Origin of the sequence: Filifactor alocis ATCC 35896 (assembly GCF_000163895.2) — a bacterium.
GTDB lineage: Bacteria > Bacillota > Clostridia > Peptostreptococcales > Filifactoraceae > Filifactor > Filifactor alocis.
In genome coordinates this window covers 113,266-130,807 of the sequence record NC_016630.1, presented here as the reverse complement: position 1 = coordinate 130,807, position 17,542 = coordinate 113,266, and the positions used below count along the sequence as shown (strand labels likewise).

The following is a 17,542-nucleotide window of genomic DNA, read 5'->3' as shown; positions in this document are numbered from 1 at the left end:
ATCCAACTAAAGCAGGATAGTAATTTTTGTATATCACATTTACAATGAACAAAAAATTTCCTACTGTCGTTTCAAAGTTAGCAAATACTCTTTTTGCTCCTTCTTTAGTTGATAACTCTCTCTTGCCTTTTGAATTGTTTTATTATGTGTCCACTTATCCAATGTATTTTTCCGTAAATATCTACTTGTTTCATTCCAACGTTTTACCAACGCCATGGAGAGAAACCATGCGATAGCCATCTTCACATAGTAGTCTTCCGATTTTATCTTTGCAACAGCTTCCAAATAAGATACATCAAAATCCTCACCTAAATAATGATTCATCAACATTCTGACACCAAACCTACAAGTGTATACATCTTCAGAATTTAACCACTGACACAAATCCTCATTCCATTCATGTTTATGAGCAGCAAATGATTTCGGAGACAACGCATCACAAACTGCCCAATTGTCAATAAACGGAAGAAACTCTTTTACAAGTTCGATACACCCGTCATACTCCGGATATTCGGATAGTACTATGCTATGAAAAATATTTTCATCATAATATAAATGTGGTAACTGTTTCAAAAACACTATATTCAATTCATCGGTTTCTTTCAAATACTTTTTTGCTAAAGAACGAATTTTAGGTATTCTTACTCCAATAAAATGTTCTCTTGAAATATTCGGAACCAATCTACTTTGAAAATCCGCATACTCTTTTTCCTTCAACTCAAAAAGCGATTCTCTAACTAACATTCCCATCCTCATTTCTAATCAGGTGATACATTTTTTATAAAATACAATTTCCTTTATTCTAATATCTTTGCCAAGAATACTCAATGCTTTTTTATTTTTACACAAAAAGTTATTCTGTAAACAACCGCAAAACAGACTTGTTTTCAATAACTATTATTCCAAAAATATGATACAATATGATTGAAAATATTTTTCAACAATATAATCCTAACTATAAAAAATAAAAGGACTGATTCACAATGAAATTATTCAAAATGGTTCTTCCACACACAGGATCACTTTCAGAAGATGATATTTTTTTAGATATTGAAACAAACGGACTTTTCCCAAATCGTCACAAAATCATAGTGTGTGGACTCATAAAAAAAGAACAAAAAGAAACGGTACTGTTACAATACTGTATTGATAACGACAATGAAAGAGAACTCATAGAAAACATTTCCGATGAGCTTTCCACAAAAAAGAATATTTATACCTTTCATGGAAACATTTTTGAATTCCCTTTTTTGAAATATAAACAAAAAAAATTACTGCTTCCAAACCAAATTCCGTACGATAAAGCTCATGATTTATCCCCGGCAATTTCTTCTTTTCGACATATATTGAATCTTCCGGACTATAGAAGAAGTACCATAGAAAATCACTTTCAAATTCGTCGTGTAGAACAAATTGATGTCCACGAATGGACTTCAAAAAACGAAATATCTGAAGAATTTCAGTGGACTGAAGATGCCCCTGTTCTGCGCCATAATAGAAGCGAACTGTTGTCTCTGCTCAAGTTAAAGTCAGCGTTTGAAAATTGGAAAAAATCCATGGCTTTTTATTTCCCTGCATTCGGTTGCAATATGTATCTGTCAAATTACAATTTTTCAAAAAACACTGCAAGCATCATGTTCTTAATAGAGAAAACTGAAAACAAAATCCCTCTTATAAGCTTTTGTGATGGACTCGACATCTCCTTCAAGGACGATATTCTGATTCTAAAATTCGATACTATAAGCGGAACTACAAATAAAAATAATACTGTTATTTCACCTGTTATATCGCCTTCTCGGTATTTCAAAAAAAATCACATGGTAAACATTGACAACCTCTTGTCCGTTTCCAAAGAAATACTGCTCCATCTATTTTGCAATTAAACTTTTCGAATCTTGCATATAAAATCAAGATATAGTAAAATAAACTGTGTCGAGACAAAAACCTAAATACATTTAATTTGTTTCGATTTTATTTTTGTAAAGAACAAAACTTTGAATCTATCCAGTACGAAAATGAATGCATCATTCATAATAAATTGACAAACGGGGTGAACAAAATGGAAACATTTAACAAGATATCAATTGAAAACATTTCAAAACATGACTTGCTTGTAATATTGGAAGCATTGAAATATTCTTATGAACATAGTAAAGAAGAAGAATTCATTACTTTAAGAAATACAATGGTTCAAGATTTAATTTCTCTTTCCGACTTAAAGTCAGAAGAGCATTTGATAGAATATCTCCAAGAATAAACAACCGCTATTCATCTATCCTAAAAGATAAAAATTGTATTCACACATCTATTCCATGTGATACAAACTATTTCATTTAGTTTGTATCAATATCATCCGCCTATTTATAATAAAGCTTGAACAACTATATTTTAACAGCGGATGATATTTTTTTGTCTAACTTTTTGGGGTCACCTCATTTCATGTGCTCAATTGACTAAACTCGTAATAAAAACCACCCACACGAAATTTCAAAAGTGTGAAGGTTTTTATGCAGTATTGCATCCATTCTATATCTTTTACAAAAAATTTTTCTCAAACCAGTGTTAATGTTCTTTTATAAAGATACACTCTTCTTTATGATTCCAAGAATTCCTATTTAATATATTGTACTTTATGCATACTGAAATAGATTCCATGTTTTGAATTATACTATCGCTTTATCGTAACTACTCTCAGAAAACAATACATTCTTATGTGGGTGTAAAAATTCTAATTTTTCTCCAATTCTTCCGTCAATTGAATGATTTCTTTAATTGCAGAACCGATAAAATGAATTGTATCTAATAACGGTTTGTCTGTTGTAATATCAATTCCTGCCATCTGAGCCAACTCTACAGGATTTTTTGTTCCGCCTGCTTTCAATACTTTAATCCAATCCTGCGCTGCAGAAAATCCTTCTTCCTTAATTCTATTACTCATTTGTGTACCGATGGTAAGCCCTGCACTATAGGTATAAGAATATAGTCCCATATAATAATGCGGCTGTCTCATCCATGTCAATTCAGCGCCGTCAGTAATTTCTACATCCTCTCCCCAAAATTCTTGCAAAACATTCTTTTTAATCATAGACAAATCTTCTGCTTGAAGAGACTCACCTCTATCTACTCTTTTATAGACTTCTCTTTGGTAGGCAGCCTCCAATAGATGTGTTACAAAATTATGGAAGTAAGTATTTGAAATCATATTGGATAATACCCATCGTTTCATTCTCTTATCGACTCCCACATCTTTTAACAAATAATTTGTTAACAGTAATTCATTCATCGTAGAAGGTGCTTCAACAAAATATAATGACGGTTCTTGATTTAGATAGCTGTTTTCTCTTTGGTTTAAAGTAAAGTGTCCCGCATGCCCTAATTCGTGTACCAAAGTAAATACTTCACTCAAAAGACCTGTCCAAGACAATAGAATGAAAGAATGTTTTCCATATGGTGTAGCACAAAATCCTCCGGTAGATTTTCCGATATTTTGAGCAAAATCTACCCATCTTTCCTCATAGGAAGACATAATCAAATCAACATATTCTTCTCCTAAAACAGAAAGTGCCTCTCTCACATATTTTTTTGATTCTTCTATGGTAATGCGCGGTACAATCTCTTTATCTACAGGAATTTTCAAATCCGCAAAGGTTATCTTATCTAAGTGATAAATTTTCTTCAATAATGCTGCATATTTTTGCATATAAGGAGCAAGTTCCTTCATAATCAAATCAATTTGACGATGGTACATTTCCTTCGTTACTTTTTGGTCCAATAAAAGATAGTCAAACACAGAAGAAAATCCCCTCATTGCAGAAATAATTTTTTCTTTTTGAATATGATTTTGATAATAAAAAGCTGTTGTGTTCTGATATTTTTTCAACCCGTTTGAAAAACTCTGAAACGATTTCCTTCTTATTTCAAAATCAGGATTGTACTGATACATGTTTTCGTATAATACATAACTGTTCGGATATTCTTTTCCTCTTACAACAAATGATTCAAATTCAATATCTGCAATTTTTGTAGTCTCATAACCCTTTATACTGCTATGCAACACGGGTGACAAGGTAGCCAGAGCTTCTTCTACCGAATCATCCAACATATATTCCTTCTTAAGCATAATATCCTCAATATACACACGATATTCAGGAGCTTTCTCTTTTACTTTCTCCAAAATTTGTGCATCCAAAGAAACAATTTCTTTTTCTAAAAATTTCAAACGAGTTTGTATCTCTGCAGCTTTGCTATAATAATAACTTTCTCTTTTTTGATGTTGAGCATCTGTCATATCTACTGATACAGATAATGTTGCATAGTGCGAAATGACATCATTTAATTCTAAAAACTCATTATATTCTCTGATTGCACAGATTGCTGTATCCGGCGACACAATTTTATTTTTATACTTTTTTTCGATATCAACAGACATCTGTTCACACTTTTTCAAATCTTCTTCATAGTCCGATTCTTTCTTATAAAGTCTACTGATATCCCATTTCAAATATTCAGGTGTTTCATCTCTTTTTTTCATGACTTCCATCATAACTCATCCTTTCTTTTTGTCTAATTTATATCCTCAAATCCTTATCTTCAATACAATCATATGAATCTCTTAATGATTAGTATACCATGAATTATATCTTCACTAAAAATATTTATCCCAATTTCATTTACAAATCAGACGCAATATAATAGAATAAATTTGTGTGATTAGATTCTCACACAGCTATGTTTTTATACAGTCACAAGGAGGAAATAACATGAGTATTAGAATGAATAAAGAAGCAGCAGATGCTTTAAAAGAATTATTAACATCAAAAGGAATTGAAGCAACGGACATCCGAGTATTTGTTGCTGGATTTTCTTGTAGCGGTCCACAATTCAACTTAGCAATCGATCCTGCAAAAGAAGGAGACTATTCTGTTGAAATTGACGGTTTCACTTTAAGAGCAGAACAAAAATTGATTGATGAATTTGGAGGATTTGAAATCAAACATTTCAGCGACGGTACAAATTCAGGAATCTACATTGAACCGGATATCAAACCTCAATCTTCCTGTTCAAGCTGCGGCGGCGGATGTCACTAAAATTTCATTTCAAAATTTATAATAATATTAAAAAAGATAGGCACATCTCATACGTATGCCTATCTTTTCTTTTTTATGATATTTCCCCTACCGAAACAAATCGACTCCGACTGTTAAACTAAAATCTACACAGTTGAAGTCGGTTCAAAAAATGATAAGTTATTATTGTCTTTATCATTCTAAGTTGTCTTTTTGTGAAATAAAAACAGAATATAAAAATTACTTTTGTTCGGAAGCATCGACAGAAGTAGTAACATCTACAACAACTCCCGACTCCCCGTTGATAGGAGTTTCAGAAATATCACTATTTTCATCACTAACCTTTGCATCATCTGATTTTTCACCATCAAAAAAAGTATCCGCTCCTTCACTGATAGATTCTTCAACATCTTCATTCAAATCCAACTCTCCATTAAACGCTTTCTTAAATTGTTCTGAATCTAATGTTTCATACACCATCAATGCTTGCGCCACATTGTGTAAACGATCTATGTTTTCTTGCAATAGTTTTCTCGCTGTTGCATAAGCTTCATCTACAATAATCTTAATTTCATGATCAATTTGCGAAGCAACTTCCTCCGAATAATTCGGTTTTGTAGTAAAATCCTTTCCGAGGAACACTTCATCCGAAGAATCTCCGTATGCCATTGCTCCCAGTTTGTCTGTCATTGCATAAGTGGTTACCATAGCTCTTGCTATTTTAGCTACTCTTTCCAAGTCATTACTTGCTCCGGTAGACACATCTTCCAAAATAAGTTCTTCTGCAACACGACCTCCAAGCAACTCTACCATTTTTTCTTTCAACTCTTGTTTCGTAGTATAATACCTATCTTCTTGCGGTCTGCTCATAGTGAATCCGCCCGCCATTCCTCGTGGAATAATAGTAACCTGATGAACAGGATCGCAGAATTTTTGAACTGTTGCTAAAATAGCATGTCCAGCCTCATGATATGCAGTCAATTTTTTCTCATCTTCTGTAATAATTCTGGACTTTTTAGCAAGACCGACAATCGTTTTTACAATTGCCTCCTCAATGGTCTGCATTTTAATTTTCGTTCCGTTATTTCTGGCGGTCAGAAGTGCAGCTTCATTCATCAGATTCTCAATATCCGCTGCAGTAAATCCTGCTGTTCCTCTTGCAATTACCTTCAAATCAACATCTTCAGCCAATGGTTTCTTTCTGGAATGAACTTTAAGAATTTCTTCTCTTCCTTTTACATCCGGCGAGCCTACCATAACCTGTCTGTCGAATCTTCCCGGTCTTAACAATGCCGGATCTAAAATATCAGGCCTATTTGTAGCAGCCATTACAATAATACTTTCATTCACTCTAAATCCATCCATTTCAACTAATAATTGATTCAAAGTTTGTTCTCTTTCATCGTGACCTCCGCCAAGTCCGGCACCACGCTTTCTCCCTACTGCGTCAATCTCATCAATAAAAATAATACAAGGAGCAGTTTTTTTCGCTTGTTCAAATAAATCTCTTACTCTGGATGCACCGACTCCCACAAACATTTCCACAAAATCGGAACCGGAGATAGAATAAAACGGCACACCTGCCTCTCCCGCTACAGCCTTGCTCAAATAAGTTTTTCCTGTTCCCGGAGGACCTACCATCAAAATTCCTTTCGGAATTCTCGCACCGAGATTCCAATATTTCTGAGGACTTCTCAAGAAATCTACTATTTCTTTTAACTCTTCTTTCTCCTCTTGTAATCCGGCAACATCATTAAATGTAATCTTGATATTTTCATCTTCTTTGTGCAATTTAGCGCGAGACTTTCCAAATCCCATTACTTTGGAACCGCCACCCTGTGCTTGTTGAACAAAAATAAACCAAAATGCCACTATAATCAAAATCAGCATAACCATAGGAAGCAAATCTAAAATCCAGTGCGTTTGTGTCGGTTCTTTTACCTTAGATTTTAAAACACCTTGTTGTGTTTGTTCCAAAATTTCTTTTGTCAAACCATCTGTTTTTGCTAAATATCCGGCATAAGTAGTAAATACTTTATCTGAACCGGCCATCTTCCCTTGAATCATCCCATTGTCCTGTATCTCTACCTCGGATACCTTGTGTTCCAATATACTTGTATAGAATTCTGAAAACGGGATTTTTTCTACTTTTGAGGTAGAATTACTTTGAATAAACACTAATGACATAATCACAAATATTAGTGCAATGTAGAACATCGTTCCTTGCAAAAATTTTTTCAATACAATATCCTCCCTGTCTTAATCATTTTCCTGTTTTACTGTAATCAAAATGACTTTTTTTGTTGTTTCGTCAATTTTGAATTCCTCACTGATGCAATGACCTACAACCCACAAGATATTCCCTGCTTCATCACATATAATCGGAATGCGATTTCTTTCAGCCAAAGGAACTTTTGCATCAATAAAAATATTTTTTATCTTCTTCGTTCCTTCCAACCCCATAGGTTTGATTCTATCGCCCGCTTCTCTGCTTCGAACAAAAAGTCTGCCCGAAACTTTATCAAAGTCAAAGGCCTTTTTATAGGCTCCTGTAGACAACATGAAATTCTTGTCTTTTAATAGCACCTTTGTTTCAATCTCAGTAGAAATTTCTGAAATATCAATTGTTTCATTTTGTTCTAATTCATAAAAAAAACTCAATATATCTTCCTTCAACTCCTCTGTCGAAAAATATAATGCACTTTGTTTTTTATAAACAGTCAAATTCTTAGGCAAATTGATTTGAGCATCTCCATAGCGTTTTGCCAATTGAATCACACTATCCAAATGAACCGTTTCAATCCCCTTCAAAGAATGCAACACAACATTGATAGAATAACGAACACTTCTTTTCTGAATTGCCAAATCCATATCAAAAAAATCATCCAACTCCAATTTTACAGTATTGGAATTTATCAAGGTATGATTTTCTTCAAAAAAACTCATTGCATTTTGTTCAATGTATTGGCTATCTTCTCGAATCGATGCCGACATCCTAAAAATATTTTCTTTCGCTGTCGGATAACACTCCTCCATCAACAGAATCATACTCAAACGAATCTTGTTTCTCGTATAGTTGTCTTCTTGATTTGTTGTATCTACTTGCCAATGAATTCCGTTTTGTTCCAATTCTTCTATAATTTCTTTCTTTTGAACGGATAATAAAGGACGAATAATTCCGTTGGACAATAGCTGTTCCATTCCTTTTAAACCATACAATCCTGTCCCTCTCATCATCCGCATCAGCACCGTTTCCACCTGATCGTCCATATTGTGTGCAACCGCTATTTTATCCGCATTCAAAATAGATTTCAGATAAAATAATTTTTTGTATCTCACATCACGAGCAGCTTCTTCCAATGACATCTTCATATTTTGTGCGTAGCCGGGAACATCCGTAGAATCTACAAAAAACGGAATATCATATTCATCACAGAGACTCAAACAATACCATGCATCCCTGTGAGCATCTAAACCTCTGATTTGATGGTTCAAATGAAATGCGTACAGTTTAATATCCAATTCCGCCTTTAATTCATGTAACAAATGAAGTAAACATACCGAATCCGGGCCTCCGGAAAAAGCAACAATCACCTTTTCTTTGGGTTGAATCAAGTTGTTTTGTCTTATTGTCTCAAGCACCTTATTTTTTAAATTCATTTCTCATCACCAAACATTATCAAATTTTCTTTGCTTGAATTATCATTTCGTTTCTTCCTTCAAAAAAATCCTTCACAGAAATATCATACTGTATTACAGCACGAACATCAAATGGATTTTCTAAAATATCAACAGAAATATCCTTCGTTAAAATTTCCATAGACATTGTGCCATATTCTGTTCTATACTTTGTCTTGAATCGCTTTCCCTTTGCAAAAACCATATCCGAAGTCTGGTTTCCAAATCTTTTTAATTTGATTTCTCCGCTATCTACAAATTTCAATATTGTTGTTGTCCCTTGTAAACCGGATAATTCACTCTCTTTGTATTCCAAATAAACAGAATTTTTTTTGCACACCGCTTTTCCTTGTGTTACAAATTCCATTACTTCCGGTTCCTTCTGATTTGAGAGAAATTGTGTTGTTTTTATTTTAATCAATGCATCTTGCAAGTATAACTTCCTTCTTCCCTTACTTATTTTTTTCGTATCTTCTCCATGCATAATCAATCAATCTTCCAATCAACTCTTTTGCCCCTACTCCATCATAATCCATCAATTGAGGATACAGGCTAATGGCTGTAAAGCCCGGCATCGTATTGATTTCATTAAAATAAATCTCTTGTGTTTCTTTATCCATAAAGAAATCAATTCTGGAAAGTCCCTCACACAGCATCGCCGTATATGCCTTGCGTGCCATTTCTCTTAGTTCTGTTTCTTTTTCAAACGAAATCGGTGCCGGAATATAAAAATCAGCATCATTTGTCAAATACTTAGAGTCATAGTCATAAAATATATCCCTCGGTTTAATACAACCCACCGTAGAGAAATATGCATCTTTTCCGTCACCTAACGCGGCTATTTCCAGTTCCAATGCATCAATTCCCTTTTCTACAATAACCTTATCATCATATTTGCTTGCTACCCGAATTGCCTGCAACAGTTCCTGTTGGTTTTCAGCCTTGGAAACACCTACACTTGACCCCATATTGGCCGGTTTCACAAACAAAGGATATCCAATTTCCTCCATTTCCAGAAGTTTTTCTTCTGCGACAACCCCTTCATACAATATCACATACGGCACCTGCCGAACACCCTCTATTCCAACTAAGCGTTTCGTAATCTCCTTATCCATACAAATTGCCGAAGAGATCGAATTGCATCCAACATACGGAATATTTACAAATTCCATTAAACCTTGTAATTTTCCGTCTTCTCCGTTAGGTCCATGCAACGCAGGAAATACCACATCAAATACAATTTTTTCACCTTGCAACTGCAAAGTGAATCGTTCGTCCCCTTTTGAAAAACAAACTTCATTTGTTTCAATAAAATCTGTCCATGTGCAATCAATTAAATGTTCTATGTTACACTCCTTCATATAATAATAGTTCCCTAATTTATCAATACCAATCAAAAACGGACGATATTTGTCCCTGTCCACATTCTCAAAGATATACTTTGCAGATCTGCAGGAAACCTCATGCTCCTCCGACTTTCCTCCAAACAAAATCGCAATATTTTGTTTAACCATTGTCTATCAAACTCCTTTGTCTATCTAATAGAGATGGAATAATTTGTTGTTTCTACCTCATATACTTCAGTGTAATGTTCTAAAAAATATTTATTCGCCCTGCTTCTATCTTCCAAATTTTCAAATATCCCATAAACAGTGGAACCGCTCCCGGTCATCATCGCTTTGGAACATGAAAACTTAGATTCCATATCAAAAATAATCCGTTCCATCTCAGGTACAAACTTTTTGGCAGATTCATACAAAACATTTCCCATAAACGGATAGATTTCATCATATTTCTTAGAATGAATACATTCTATCATTTTATCATTATTCGGTCTGTTTTTTAAGTGATTTATGTCTAAATTTTGGTAAACTGACTTCGTACTGACTCCTTTATTCGGTTTCACAACCAGTATATGATAAGATACATCAGGCAGTTTTTGAAGATGTTCTCCGATTCCGGTTGCCAAATAAGTTCCTCCAAGCAACATATATGGAACATCCGCACCCAATCGCACAGAAAGTTTCAGTAATTCTTCACGAGATAATTTGCAATGATTCATTTCATTAAGTGCATATAAAACCCCTGCAGCATCCGCGCTTCCGCCCGCCATTCCTGCTTCAACGGGAATCTTCTTGTCCAATGTAATCTCATATCCCAATCCTGTCCGTGTCATTTGATGGTACAATGAAACAGCCTTATAAATGATATTATCTTCTCCGGATGGAATAGACGAATTTCCTATATTTAAAAAAAAGAAATCATCTTCTCTCTTCTTAATACATAACGAATCTTTTAAACTGACCGTTTGCATAATCATAGATACAAAATGGTATCCGTCGTCTCTTTTTCCCGTCACATCCAACGAAAGATTTATTTTCCCACAAACATCGAGACTCAACTGTTTCACTTGCTTGCTCTCCTCATCTCACTAATCATTATTAGTCACATTATCCTCATTATACTAATTTCTGCGAAATAACACAAACTAAATTTTATGTAAAAAATGAAAGTAACACTACTTCAAACAAAATAGTCTACTTTCATTCCATTTTATATTATGCATATTTTTGTTTTTCAGAATCTTCGTGTCGCATCAAAGTCAATTGCACTGTAGATGTCAATATATCAGCATAACTATAAGAAACTCTTGTTACGTGGTTATCATTTCCTTCATAAGAAACAACAAAAACATTGGGATAAGTACACTCCAAGACGCCTTCTTTTTTTACGAATTTTTTTCTTCCACGATTTGCTCTAACCACAACGTCTCTACCTAAATATTTTTCTAATCCACGCTTAATTTCGTCCAGTGTATGATTGTTCACCACATTTACCACCTTCCTTACAATCCAAGTTATTTGAATCCAATTTCTTTATATATATCCGCTATCAATATATCATAATATACATACATTGTCAAACGATAAAATTTATTATTATATGCCAATTAAATGATAATGTCAACTGCAAAAACTATATTTTTGTAAAACTTTTCTCTCGTTGTCAGGCATATGTGACACTTATAGAATGTCTGCTATAACTCGATTATAGGTTTTCAATTTATACCGATGTGTATTTAAGTCCCTAACATCATCACTGATTCAAATTGTAATTCATAGTTCAAGTTCTAATTTTGGATAAGCAATTACACACTATTATCATAACTTTGATAAGAAAGAAGTTGCTGGGATATTTTTAATCTGAATTTATTACAATTCTACCAAGTTTTAGTATTAAGAGCTGCTTTCTTTACATTGTGAAGCTTCTTTTTCCTGTCTTGATTATCAAGACTCATATTACATTCCTAACAAATACTTTTAGACTTACCTATCTACCCTCTTTTCTACTGATGCAATTTTAATATTTCATTCGACATCAAAAATAAAAATTTTCTATCTTAAGCATACTAATAATGATTTTTACACATAACAATCCCCTTCTTTAATAAACCAAAACCAAAACCAAAACCAAATCCAAACAGAAACAGTTCAAACTTTCCTATTACATTCAAACCTTTCTATACAAAAAAAGAGTAGGATGATCTTTATCACCTACTCTTTTCAAAAATATAGTAATCTTACTATGCTATTTTACAATAATTGTTCCTGTTTTTCCTTGGATTCCATCCGCAGCTTTTTCTAACGAAGTAATCAATGCTTTTCTTCCTTCTTTGGATTGAGCAAAAGCCATTGCAGCCTTTACTTTCGGAAGCATAGAGCCTGCCGCGAAATGTCCTTCTTTGATATACTGTTCCGCTTGACTCATACTCAATTCAGATAGCCACTCTTCATTTTCTTTCCCGAAATTCACTGCTACCTTCTCTACTGCTGTCAGAATGATTAAATAATCTGCATCCACAATTTCTGCCAACTTGGAAGATGCAAAGTCTTTATCAATTACAGCCGGAACACCTACTAACTTATTTCCATCCTCATAGACAGGGATTCCCCCTCCACCTACTGTAATCACTACTTGATTTGCATCTATCAAGGCTTGTATTGTCTCTTTTTCTGCAATATCAATTGGAAGTGGAGATGGTACAACTCTTCTGTATCCACGTCCGGCATCTTCTTTGAAAGTTTCTCCTCTTTCACTCGACATTTTTTCCGCTTCTTCTTTGGTATAGAAAGCACCAATCGGTTTTGTAGGATTTTCAAAAGCTGCATCATTTTTATCAACAATAACTTGAGTGATGATAGTTGCAACAGGTTTATTCATTCCTCTGTTAATTAACTCTTCACGAATTGCATTTTGAAGATGATATCCAATATATCCTTGACTCATCGCTCCACATTCCGGAAACGGCATTTTTGCAGTTTTTGCTTCACTGTTAGATGCCGTATCCATCGCAAGGTTTATCATACCTACTTGAGGGCCGTTTCCATGTGCAACAATCACTTCATTTCCCTCAGCAATCAAATCAACAATAGGTTTTGCAGTATGTTTTACTTTCTGCATTTGTTCTTCAGGACTGTTTCCTAATGCGTTTCCACCAAGTGCCACTACAATTCTTTTCATAATTTGCCTCCTGTGAATGTTTTTTCAATAACAAGTATTGTGTATTCTACTGTGAACATACACAAATCCAAATTATTTCCTTTTATCATATTATCATAAAACTGAATTATTTTATGATATGTACTCCATCAAAACAATTCTCAAAACTGTTGCAAAAACACATTTTAGATTGAAATATCAGGATATCTGTAGCATTTTCATAATTTTGCAAAATCTGAAAAAGGGCAAAAAAATTTTGCAAACCCTTAAAAATTTATTCAAAAATTAGGTTAATGCTGTCTTTTTTTGAAATCACGAAACTAAATTTCCGTTCTTTTATTATAAAAAAATAACAAAAAAACGACTTTTAGCACATATGTTTTTTTAATTTTTTACAGTATAATACGCATATTTTCATTTGTCAAATATTTTTTGATAATTTGTGAAATATTTTGTTTGGTGGTTGCGTTATCTCATATTTTTTGATAATATAACTACATTATAAAATATTTAACGAAGAAAAGAAGTAGTAAAAAAGAAAATTTTTACAGAGAGTCGTTGCTTGCTGAAAAACGATAAAATCAACTTTTTGAACTTGTCTTGGAGTTTCTGAAAAATCAGACGTAAGGAATGCGTTAAATCCTTCAAGAGGATAAAAAATCAATTTTTTATCAATTAGAGTGGTACCGCGAATCTTCGTCTCTATCGTTTAGAGAGGAAGATTTTTTTATTGCATTAAAAGAGTTGTTTCTGAAAAATGTAAGATTTCTATTGATACCATCTCTTGAAGAACATAATTTTTATAGAACTCATGATTCTCTGTTAAATATTGTAAAATAAGCTATTTAAATTATCTAAAGGAGTGAGTTTATGAGAGAATACAATCCAAATCAAATTGAAAAAAAATGGCAATCCCATTGGGAAAAGAACCACACATTCCGCTCTGAAATCGACCACAATAAAAAGAAATATTTTAACTTGATTGAGTTTCCATATCCATCAGGTGCAGGACTTCATGTCGGACATATCAGAGCCTATACTTCTCTTGAAGTAATTTCCAGAAAAAGAAGACTGGAAGGATATAATGTGTTGTTCCCTATCGGTTGGGATGCATTCGGACTTCCGACAGAAAACTATGCTATGCAGACCGGAGAACATCCGCGAACTGTTACTGATCGTAATATTGAAGTATTTACCGATCAATTAAAGTCCGCAGGTTATTCTTTTGATTGGGAACGAACTATTGATACAACCGACCCAAACTATTACAAATGGACACAATGGATTTTTTTACAAATGTTCAAACACAAGCTTGCATACAAAGACACCACTTATGTAAATTTCTGTAACAATTGTAAGGTGGTTTTGGCAAATGAAGAATCTCAAAACGGTGTTTGTGATCGTTGCGGACATGATGTTGTTCAGATGGAAAAAGATGTTTGGTTTCTAAAAATCAGAGAATATGCAGACAAATTATTAGATGGATTGGAAGAGTTAGACTTCTTACCTCGAATCAAATTAGAACAAGAAAATTGGATTGGGAGAAGCAATGGTGCAGAAGTCAACTTCCCTATCTCGGGTACAGAAGATTTCTTAAGAATTTACACAACTCGGCCGGATACCATATTCGGTGTTACCTTTATGGTTATGGCTCCTGAACATCCTTATCTCAAAAAATATGAAGCTAAGCTGCAAAACTTGGATGAAATCAAAGATTATCAAGAACAAGCTACCAGAAAAACCGAATTCGAAAGAGTTCAACTTGCAAAAGATAAAACAGGAGTTGAAATCAAAGGATTGACCGTAATCAACCCTCTAACAAAAAAAGAAATTCCTATTTGGATTTCCGACTATGTAATGATGGGATACGGAACCGGCGCAATTATGGCTGTGCCTGCTCATGACAGCAGAGACTGGGAATTTGCAAAGAAATTCAATATTCCAATCGTAGAAGTCGTAAAAGGCGGAGATGTTCAAAATGAAGTATACAAAACTTCACCACAAGACATCCTTGTAAATTCTGACAAATTCGACGGCTTGACTGTAGAAGAAGCGATTCCGGCAATCATCCGTCATATTGAGGAAAATAAATTAGGTGAAGCAAAAACAAACTACAAAATGAAAAACTGGGCGTTCAATCGTCAAAGATATTGGGGAGAACCGATTCCTATTATTCATTGTGAACACTGTGGAATGGTTCCTGTTCCGGAAGAACAGTTACCTGTCACTCTTCCCGATGTTGAAGAATATCGACCTACCAACACTGGTGAATCTCCACTTGCAAATATCGAAGACTGGGTAAAGGTAACCTGTCCAGTTTGCGGAAAACCTGCTAAACGTGAAACGGATACCATGCCACAATGGGCAGGTTCCTCTTGGTACTTCCTAAGATATATGGATCCTCACAACAATGATGCACTTGCATCCCAAGAAGCCTTGGATTATTGGGGACCTGTAGACTGGTATAACGGTGGTATGGAACATGTGAGTCGCCATCTTATCTATTCCAGATTCTGGCATCAATTCCTACATGATATCGATGCAGTATCCTATCCGGAACCATACAAAAAGCGTACCGCTCAAGGTTTAATTTTAGGTCCTGACGGTGAAAAAATGTCCAAATCTCGTGGTAATGTTATCAATCCGAACGAAATTATCGATAACTACGGCGCCGATACATTGAGAACTTACATTATGTTTATCGGGGATTATGAACGCCCTGCCGTTTGGTCTGACAGCAGTGTAAAAGGATGTAAAAGATTCTTGGAACGTGTATGGAAACTACAGGAAATGGTAACTGAACAAAATGAATATGACAAAAAACATATTTCATTAATGCACAAAACAATCAAAAAAGTTTCTGAAGACTTCGAAAACGTAAAATTCAATACGGCAATCGCTGCTATGATGACAGCCGTTAACCAATTCTATGATGATGAATTTATCACAAGAAAAGAACTTCAAGATTTTATCACATTACTTTATCCGATTGCACCTCATATTTGTTGCGAAATTTGGGAACTGCAACAATTTGAAAAAGATATGGACCATACCGATTGGCCAACATGGGATGAATCCAAAACGATAGATACTGTTGTTGAAATTCCTATTCAAATCAACGGTAAAATTCGTGGTAAAGTAACCGTTTCAAAAGATATTACTCAAGAAGAACTTCTCAAAATTGTAGAAACAGAAGAAAATATCAAAAACTTTATCGGAGATAAAAAAGTCATAAAAACTATTTATGTTCCGGGAAAAATATTAAATATGGTAATTAAATAACCAACCTTAAAATAGGGTTCATAACTTACAAAAAAGCATTTTGTTAGAATATTTCTCAACAAAATGCTTTTTGCTTGCTCTATTCTTTTACAATCGGTATCCAAAGTTCCATCTTATAATCAGAACTATCCATATCTCCTTCATAATAGTATTCAAAATCCGGTTTCCCCGAATGACGATAACCGTGTTCCGGGAAAAATACTTCCATAGCATACTTCCAACCGTTATGAATACAGTCCGGCACTTTCCCTTCCAACTCTAAGACCGCATATTCCGTTTCCTCTACCTCCAAAATATCTAATCCCATACCTTTCGCTTTCACAAGTTCAGAAACAATATACCCTGCCATATAATTTATCTTATTAGGATTACTCATATCATAACAAACACCTACACTCTCTCCGGTTCCTAATTTAGATAATTCCTCATGACTGTAGTTTTCAAATAATTTTGCCCATACTTCTTCACATAATGACGATTCAATCTCTTTTGCAACAATACCCGCAACAAAAAATCCCGCCTTTTTTTGAATGGAAACGTTCATACTTCTTCCTCCTTTTATTGTCAGTGTTAATTGAACACGAGAAACCAATTGAAACGGTTTACCGTGCCTTACCTGAGAAGGGGTAAAACCATGAAACTTTTTGAATGCAGCTCCAAATGAATCCAAAGAGTCATAACCATACTTGAATGCAATATCGGTTATTTTGTTATCACAATTTCTTAATTCAATTGCCGATTCCGTTAACCGCCTATTTCTGATATATTCCGACAAGGAGCTTCCTGTCAAAACAGAAAATAATCTGCTGAACATCGGATAAGAGTATCCGGATAGATATAATATCTTCTTTTCATCTACTTGATCATCCAAAACTGTCTCAATATAATCTATCGTCCTATTGAAAGATTGCATCATATTCATGATATTCCCCCCTCTTTAATTTTAGTATAAAACAAATCCACAAACTTCACTCCATCATTCTTGTACAAATTTTATCGAACTACTATCTATTTCA

General features: G+C 34.2%; 14 protein-coding genes and 1 other annotated feature. Of the genes, 4 read left to right on the top strand and 10 right to left on the bottom strand.

Going from position 1 to position 17,542, the window contains the following annotated elements:
- Positions 1–60 precede the first annotated feature (60 nt).
- Positions 61–744 carry a DNA alkylation repair protein gene (locus tag HMPREF0389_RS00540; RefSeq protein WP_014261788.1) on the bottom strand — a complete coding sequence of 228 codons (684 nt, stop codon included), beginning with the start codon at positions 742–744 and terminating at the stop codon, positions 61–63.
- Positions 745–983: 239 nt separating this feature from the next.
- On the opposite strand from HMPREF0389_RS00540, the gene HMPREF0389_RS00535 reads away from it, so the two are divergent.
- Both HMPREF0389_RS00535 and HMPREF0389_RS00530 read left to right on the top strand, forming a co-directional pair.
- Positions 984–1,883 (top strand): ribonuclease H-like domain-containing protein, encoded by a 900-nt coding sequence (locus tag HMPREF0389_RS00535; protein WP_014261787.1) that lies wholly within the window; start codon positions 984–986, stop codon positions 1,881–1,883.
- Positions 1,884–2,059: 176 nt separating this feature from the next.
- On the top strand, positions 2,060–2,257 hold the full coding sequence (locus HMPREF0389_RS00530; RefSeq protein WP_041250731.1) for a hypothetical protein: 198 nt from the start codon (positions 2,060–2,062) through the stop codon (positions 2,255–2,257).
- A gap of 471 nt (positions 2,258–2,728) precedes the next feature.
- Here the strand turns inward: HMPREF0389_RS00530 and pepF are convergent, their stop codons facing one another.
- Positions 2,729–4,540, bottom strand: coding sequence for an oligoendopeptidase F (pepF, locus tag HMPREF0389_RS00525; protein WP_322785210.1), 1,812 nt, complete (start codon positions 4,538–4,540; stop codon positions 2,729–2,731).
- 220 nt (positions 4,541–4,760) lie between these two features.
- Here pepF and HMPREF0389_RS00520 point away from each other — a divergent pair, with 220 nt between their 5' ends.
- Complete coding sequence (locus HMPREF0389_RS00520) at positions 4,761–5,087, top strand: iron-sulfur cluster assembly accessory protein (RefSeq protein ID WP_041250730.1); 327 nt, start codon at positions 4,761–4,763, stop codon at positions 5,085–5,087.
- 219 nt (positions 5,088–5,306) lie between these two features.
- Here HMPREF0389_RS00520 and ftsH read toward each other — a convergent pair whose 3' ends face one another.
- From ftsH to arcC, 7 genes are all read right to left on the bottom strand, one after another.
- The gene (gene ftsH / locus HMPREF0389_RS00515) at positions 5,307–7,307 is read right to left on the bottom strand and encodes an ATP-dependent zinc metalloprotease FtsH (RefSeq protein ID WP_014261783.1); all 2,001 of its coding nucleotides are present in this window, start codon (positions 7,305–7,307) and stop codon (positions 5,307–5,309) included.
- Between the two features lie 18 nt (positions 7,308–7,325).
- Entirely contained in the window at positions 7,326–8,726 is a 1,401-nt protein-coding gene (tilS, locus tag HMPREF0389_RS00510) for a tRNA lysidine(34) synthetase TilS (protein ID WP_014261782.1), read from the bottom strand.
- Positions 8,727–8,745: 19 nt separating this feature from the next.
- A complete protein-coding gene (locus tag HMPREF0389_RS00505; protein ID WP_014261781.1) occupies positions 8,746–9,177 on the bottom strand; it encodes a DUF1934 domain-containing protein in 432 nt (143 codons plus the stop codon).
- A gap of 19 nt (positions 9,178–9,196) precedes the next feature.
- Positions 9,197–10,258, bottom strand: coding sequence for a D-alanine--D-alanine ligase family protein (locus HMPREF0389_RS00500; protein WP_014261780.1), 1,062 nt, complete (start codon positions 10,256–10,258; stop codon positions 9,197–9,199).
- A gap of 20 nt (positions 10,259–10,278) precedes the next feature.
- Entirely contained in the window at positions 10,279–11,154 is an 876-nt protein-coding gene (gene ispE, locus HMPREF0389_RS00495; protein ID WP_014261779.1) for a 4-(cytidine 5'-diphospho)-2-C-methyl-D-erythritol kinase, read from the bottom strand.
- A 148-nt stretch (positions 11,155–11,302) separates the two neighbouring features.
- Positions 11,303–11,575: a Veg family protein gene (locus HMPREF0389_RS00490; RefSeq protein ID WP_156775214.1), complete on the bottom strand. Its 273-nt coding sequence runs from the start codon at positions 11,573–11,575 to the stop codon at positions 11,303–11,305.
- A 757-nt stretch (positions 11,576–12,332) separates the two neighbouring features.
- On the bottom strand, positions 12,333–13,265 hold the full coding sequence (arcC, locus tag HMPREF0389_RS00485; protein ID WP_014261777.1) for a carbamate kinase: 933 nt from the start codon (positions 13,263–13,265) through the stop codon (positions 12,333–12,335).
- Between the two features lie 486 nt (positions 13,266–13,751).
- Positions 13,752–13,951: a binding site (T-box leader), on the top strand.
- Between the two features lie 163 nt (positions 13,952–14,114).
- Here arcC and leuS point away from each other — a divergent pair.
- Entirely contained in the window at positions 14,115–16,526 is a 2,412-nt protein-coding gene (gene leuS / locus HMPREF0389_RS00480) for a leucine--tRNA ligase (protein ID WP_014261776.1), read from the top strand.
- A gap of 79 nt (positions 16,527–16,605) precedes the next feature.
- On the opposite strand, the gene HMPREF0389_RS00475 is transcribed toward leuS, so the two are convergent.
- Entirely contained in the window at positions 16,606–17,448 is an 843-nt protein-coding gene (locus tag HMPREF0389_RS00475; protein WP_014261775.1) for an AraC family transcriptional regulator, read from the bottom strand.
- Positions 17,449–17,542: the final 94 nt, after the last annotated feature.

What these genes read in the sequence shown, in the direction of transcription:
- HMPREF0389_RS00520 (WP_041250730.1), top strand. Translation starts at nt 4,761, where the DNA reads ATGAGTATTAGAATGAATAAAGAAGCAGCAGATGCTTTAAAAGAATTA.
- HMPREF0389_RS00535 (WP_014261787.1), top strand. Translation starts at nt 984, where the DNA reads ATGAAATTATTCAAAATGGTTCTTCCACACACAGGATCACTTTCAGAA.
- leuS (WP_014261776.1), top strand. Translation starts at nt 14,115, where the DNA reads ATGAGAGAATACAATCCAAATCAAATTGAAAAAAAATGGCAATCCCAT.
- HMPREF0389_RS00475 (WP_014261775.1), bottom strand. Translation starts at nt 17,448, where the DNA reads ATGAATATGATGCAATCTTTCAATAGGACGATAGATTATATTGAGACA.
- HMPREF0389_RS00500 (WP_014261780.1), bottom strand. Translation starts at nt 10,258, where the DNA reads ATGGTTAAACAAAATATTGCGATTTTGTTTGGAGGAAAGTCGGAGGAG.
- HMPREF0389_RS00530 (WP_041250731.1), top strand. Translation starts at nt 2,060, where the DNA reads ATGGAAACATTTAACAAGATATCAATTGAAAACATTTCAAAACATGAC.
- pepF (WP_322785210.1), bottom strand. Translation starts at nt 4,540, where the DNA reads ATGGAAGTCATGAAAAAAAGAGATGAAACACCTGAATATTTGAAATGG.
- arcC (WP_014261777.1), bottom strand. Translation starts at nt 13,265, where the DNA reads ATGAAAAGAATTGTAGTGGCACTTGGTGGAAACGCATTAGGAAACAGT.
- HMPREF0389_RS00540 (WP_014261788.1), bottom strand. Translation starts at nt 744, where the DNA reads ATGTTAGTTAGAGAATCGCTTTTTGAGTTGAAGGAAAAAGAGTATGCG.
- tilS (WP_014261782.1), bottom strand. Translation starts at nt 8,726, where the DNA reads ATGAATTTAAAAAATAAGGTGCTTGAGACAATAAGACAAAACAACTTG.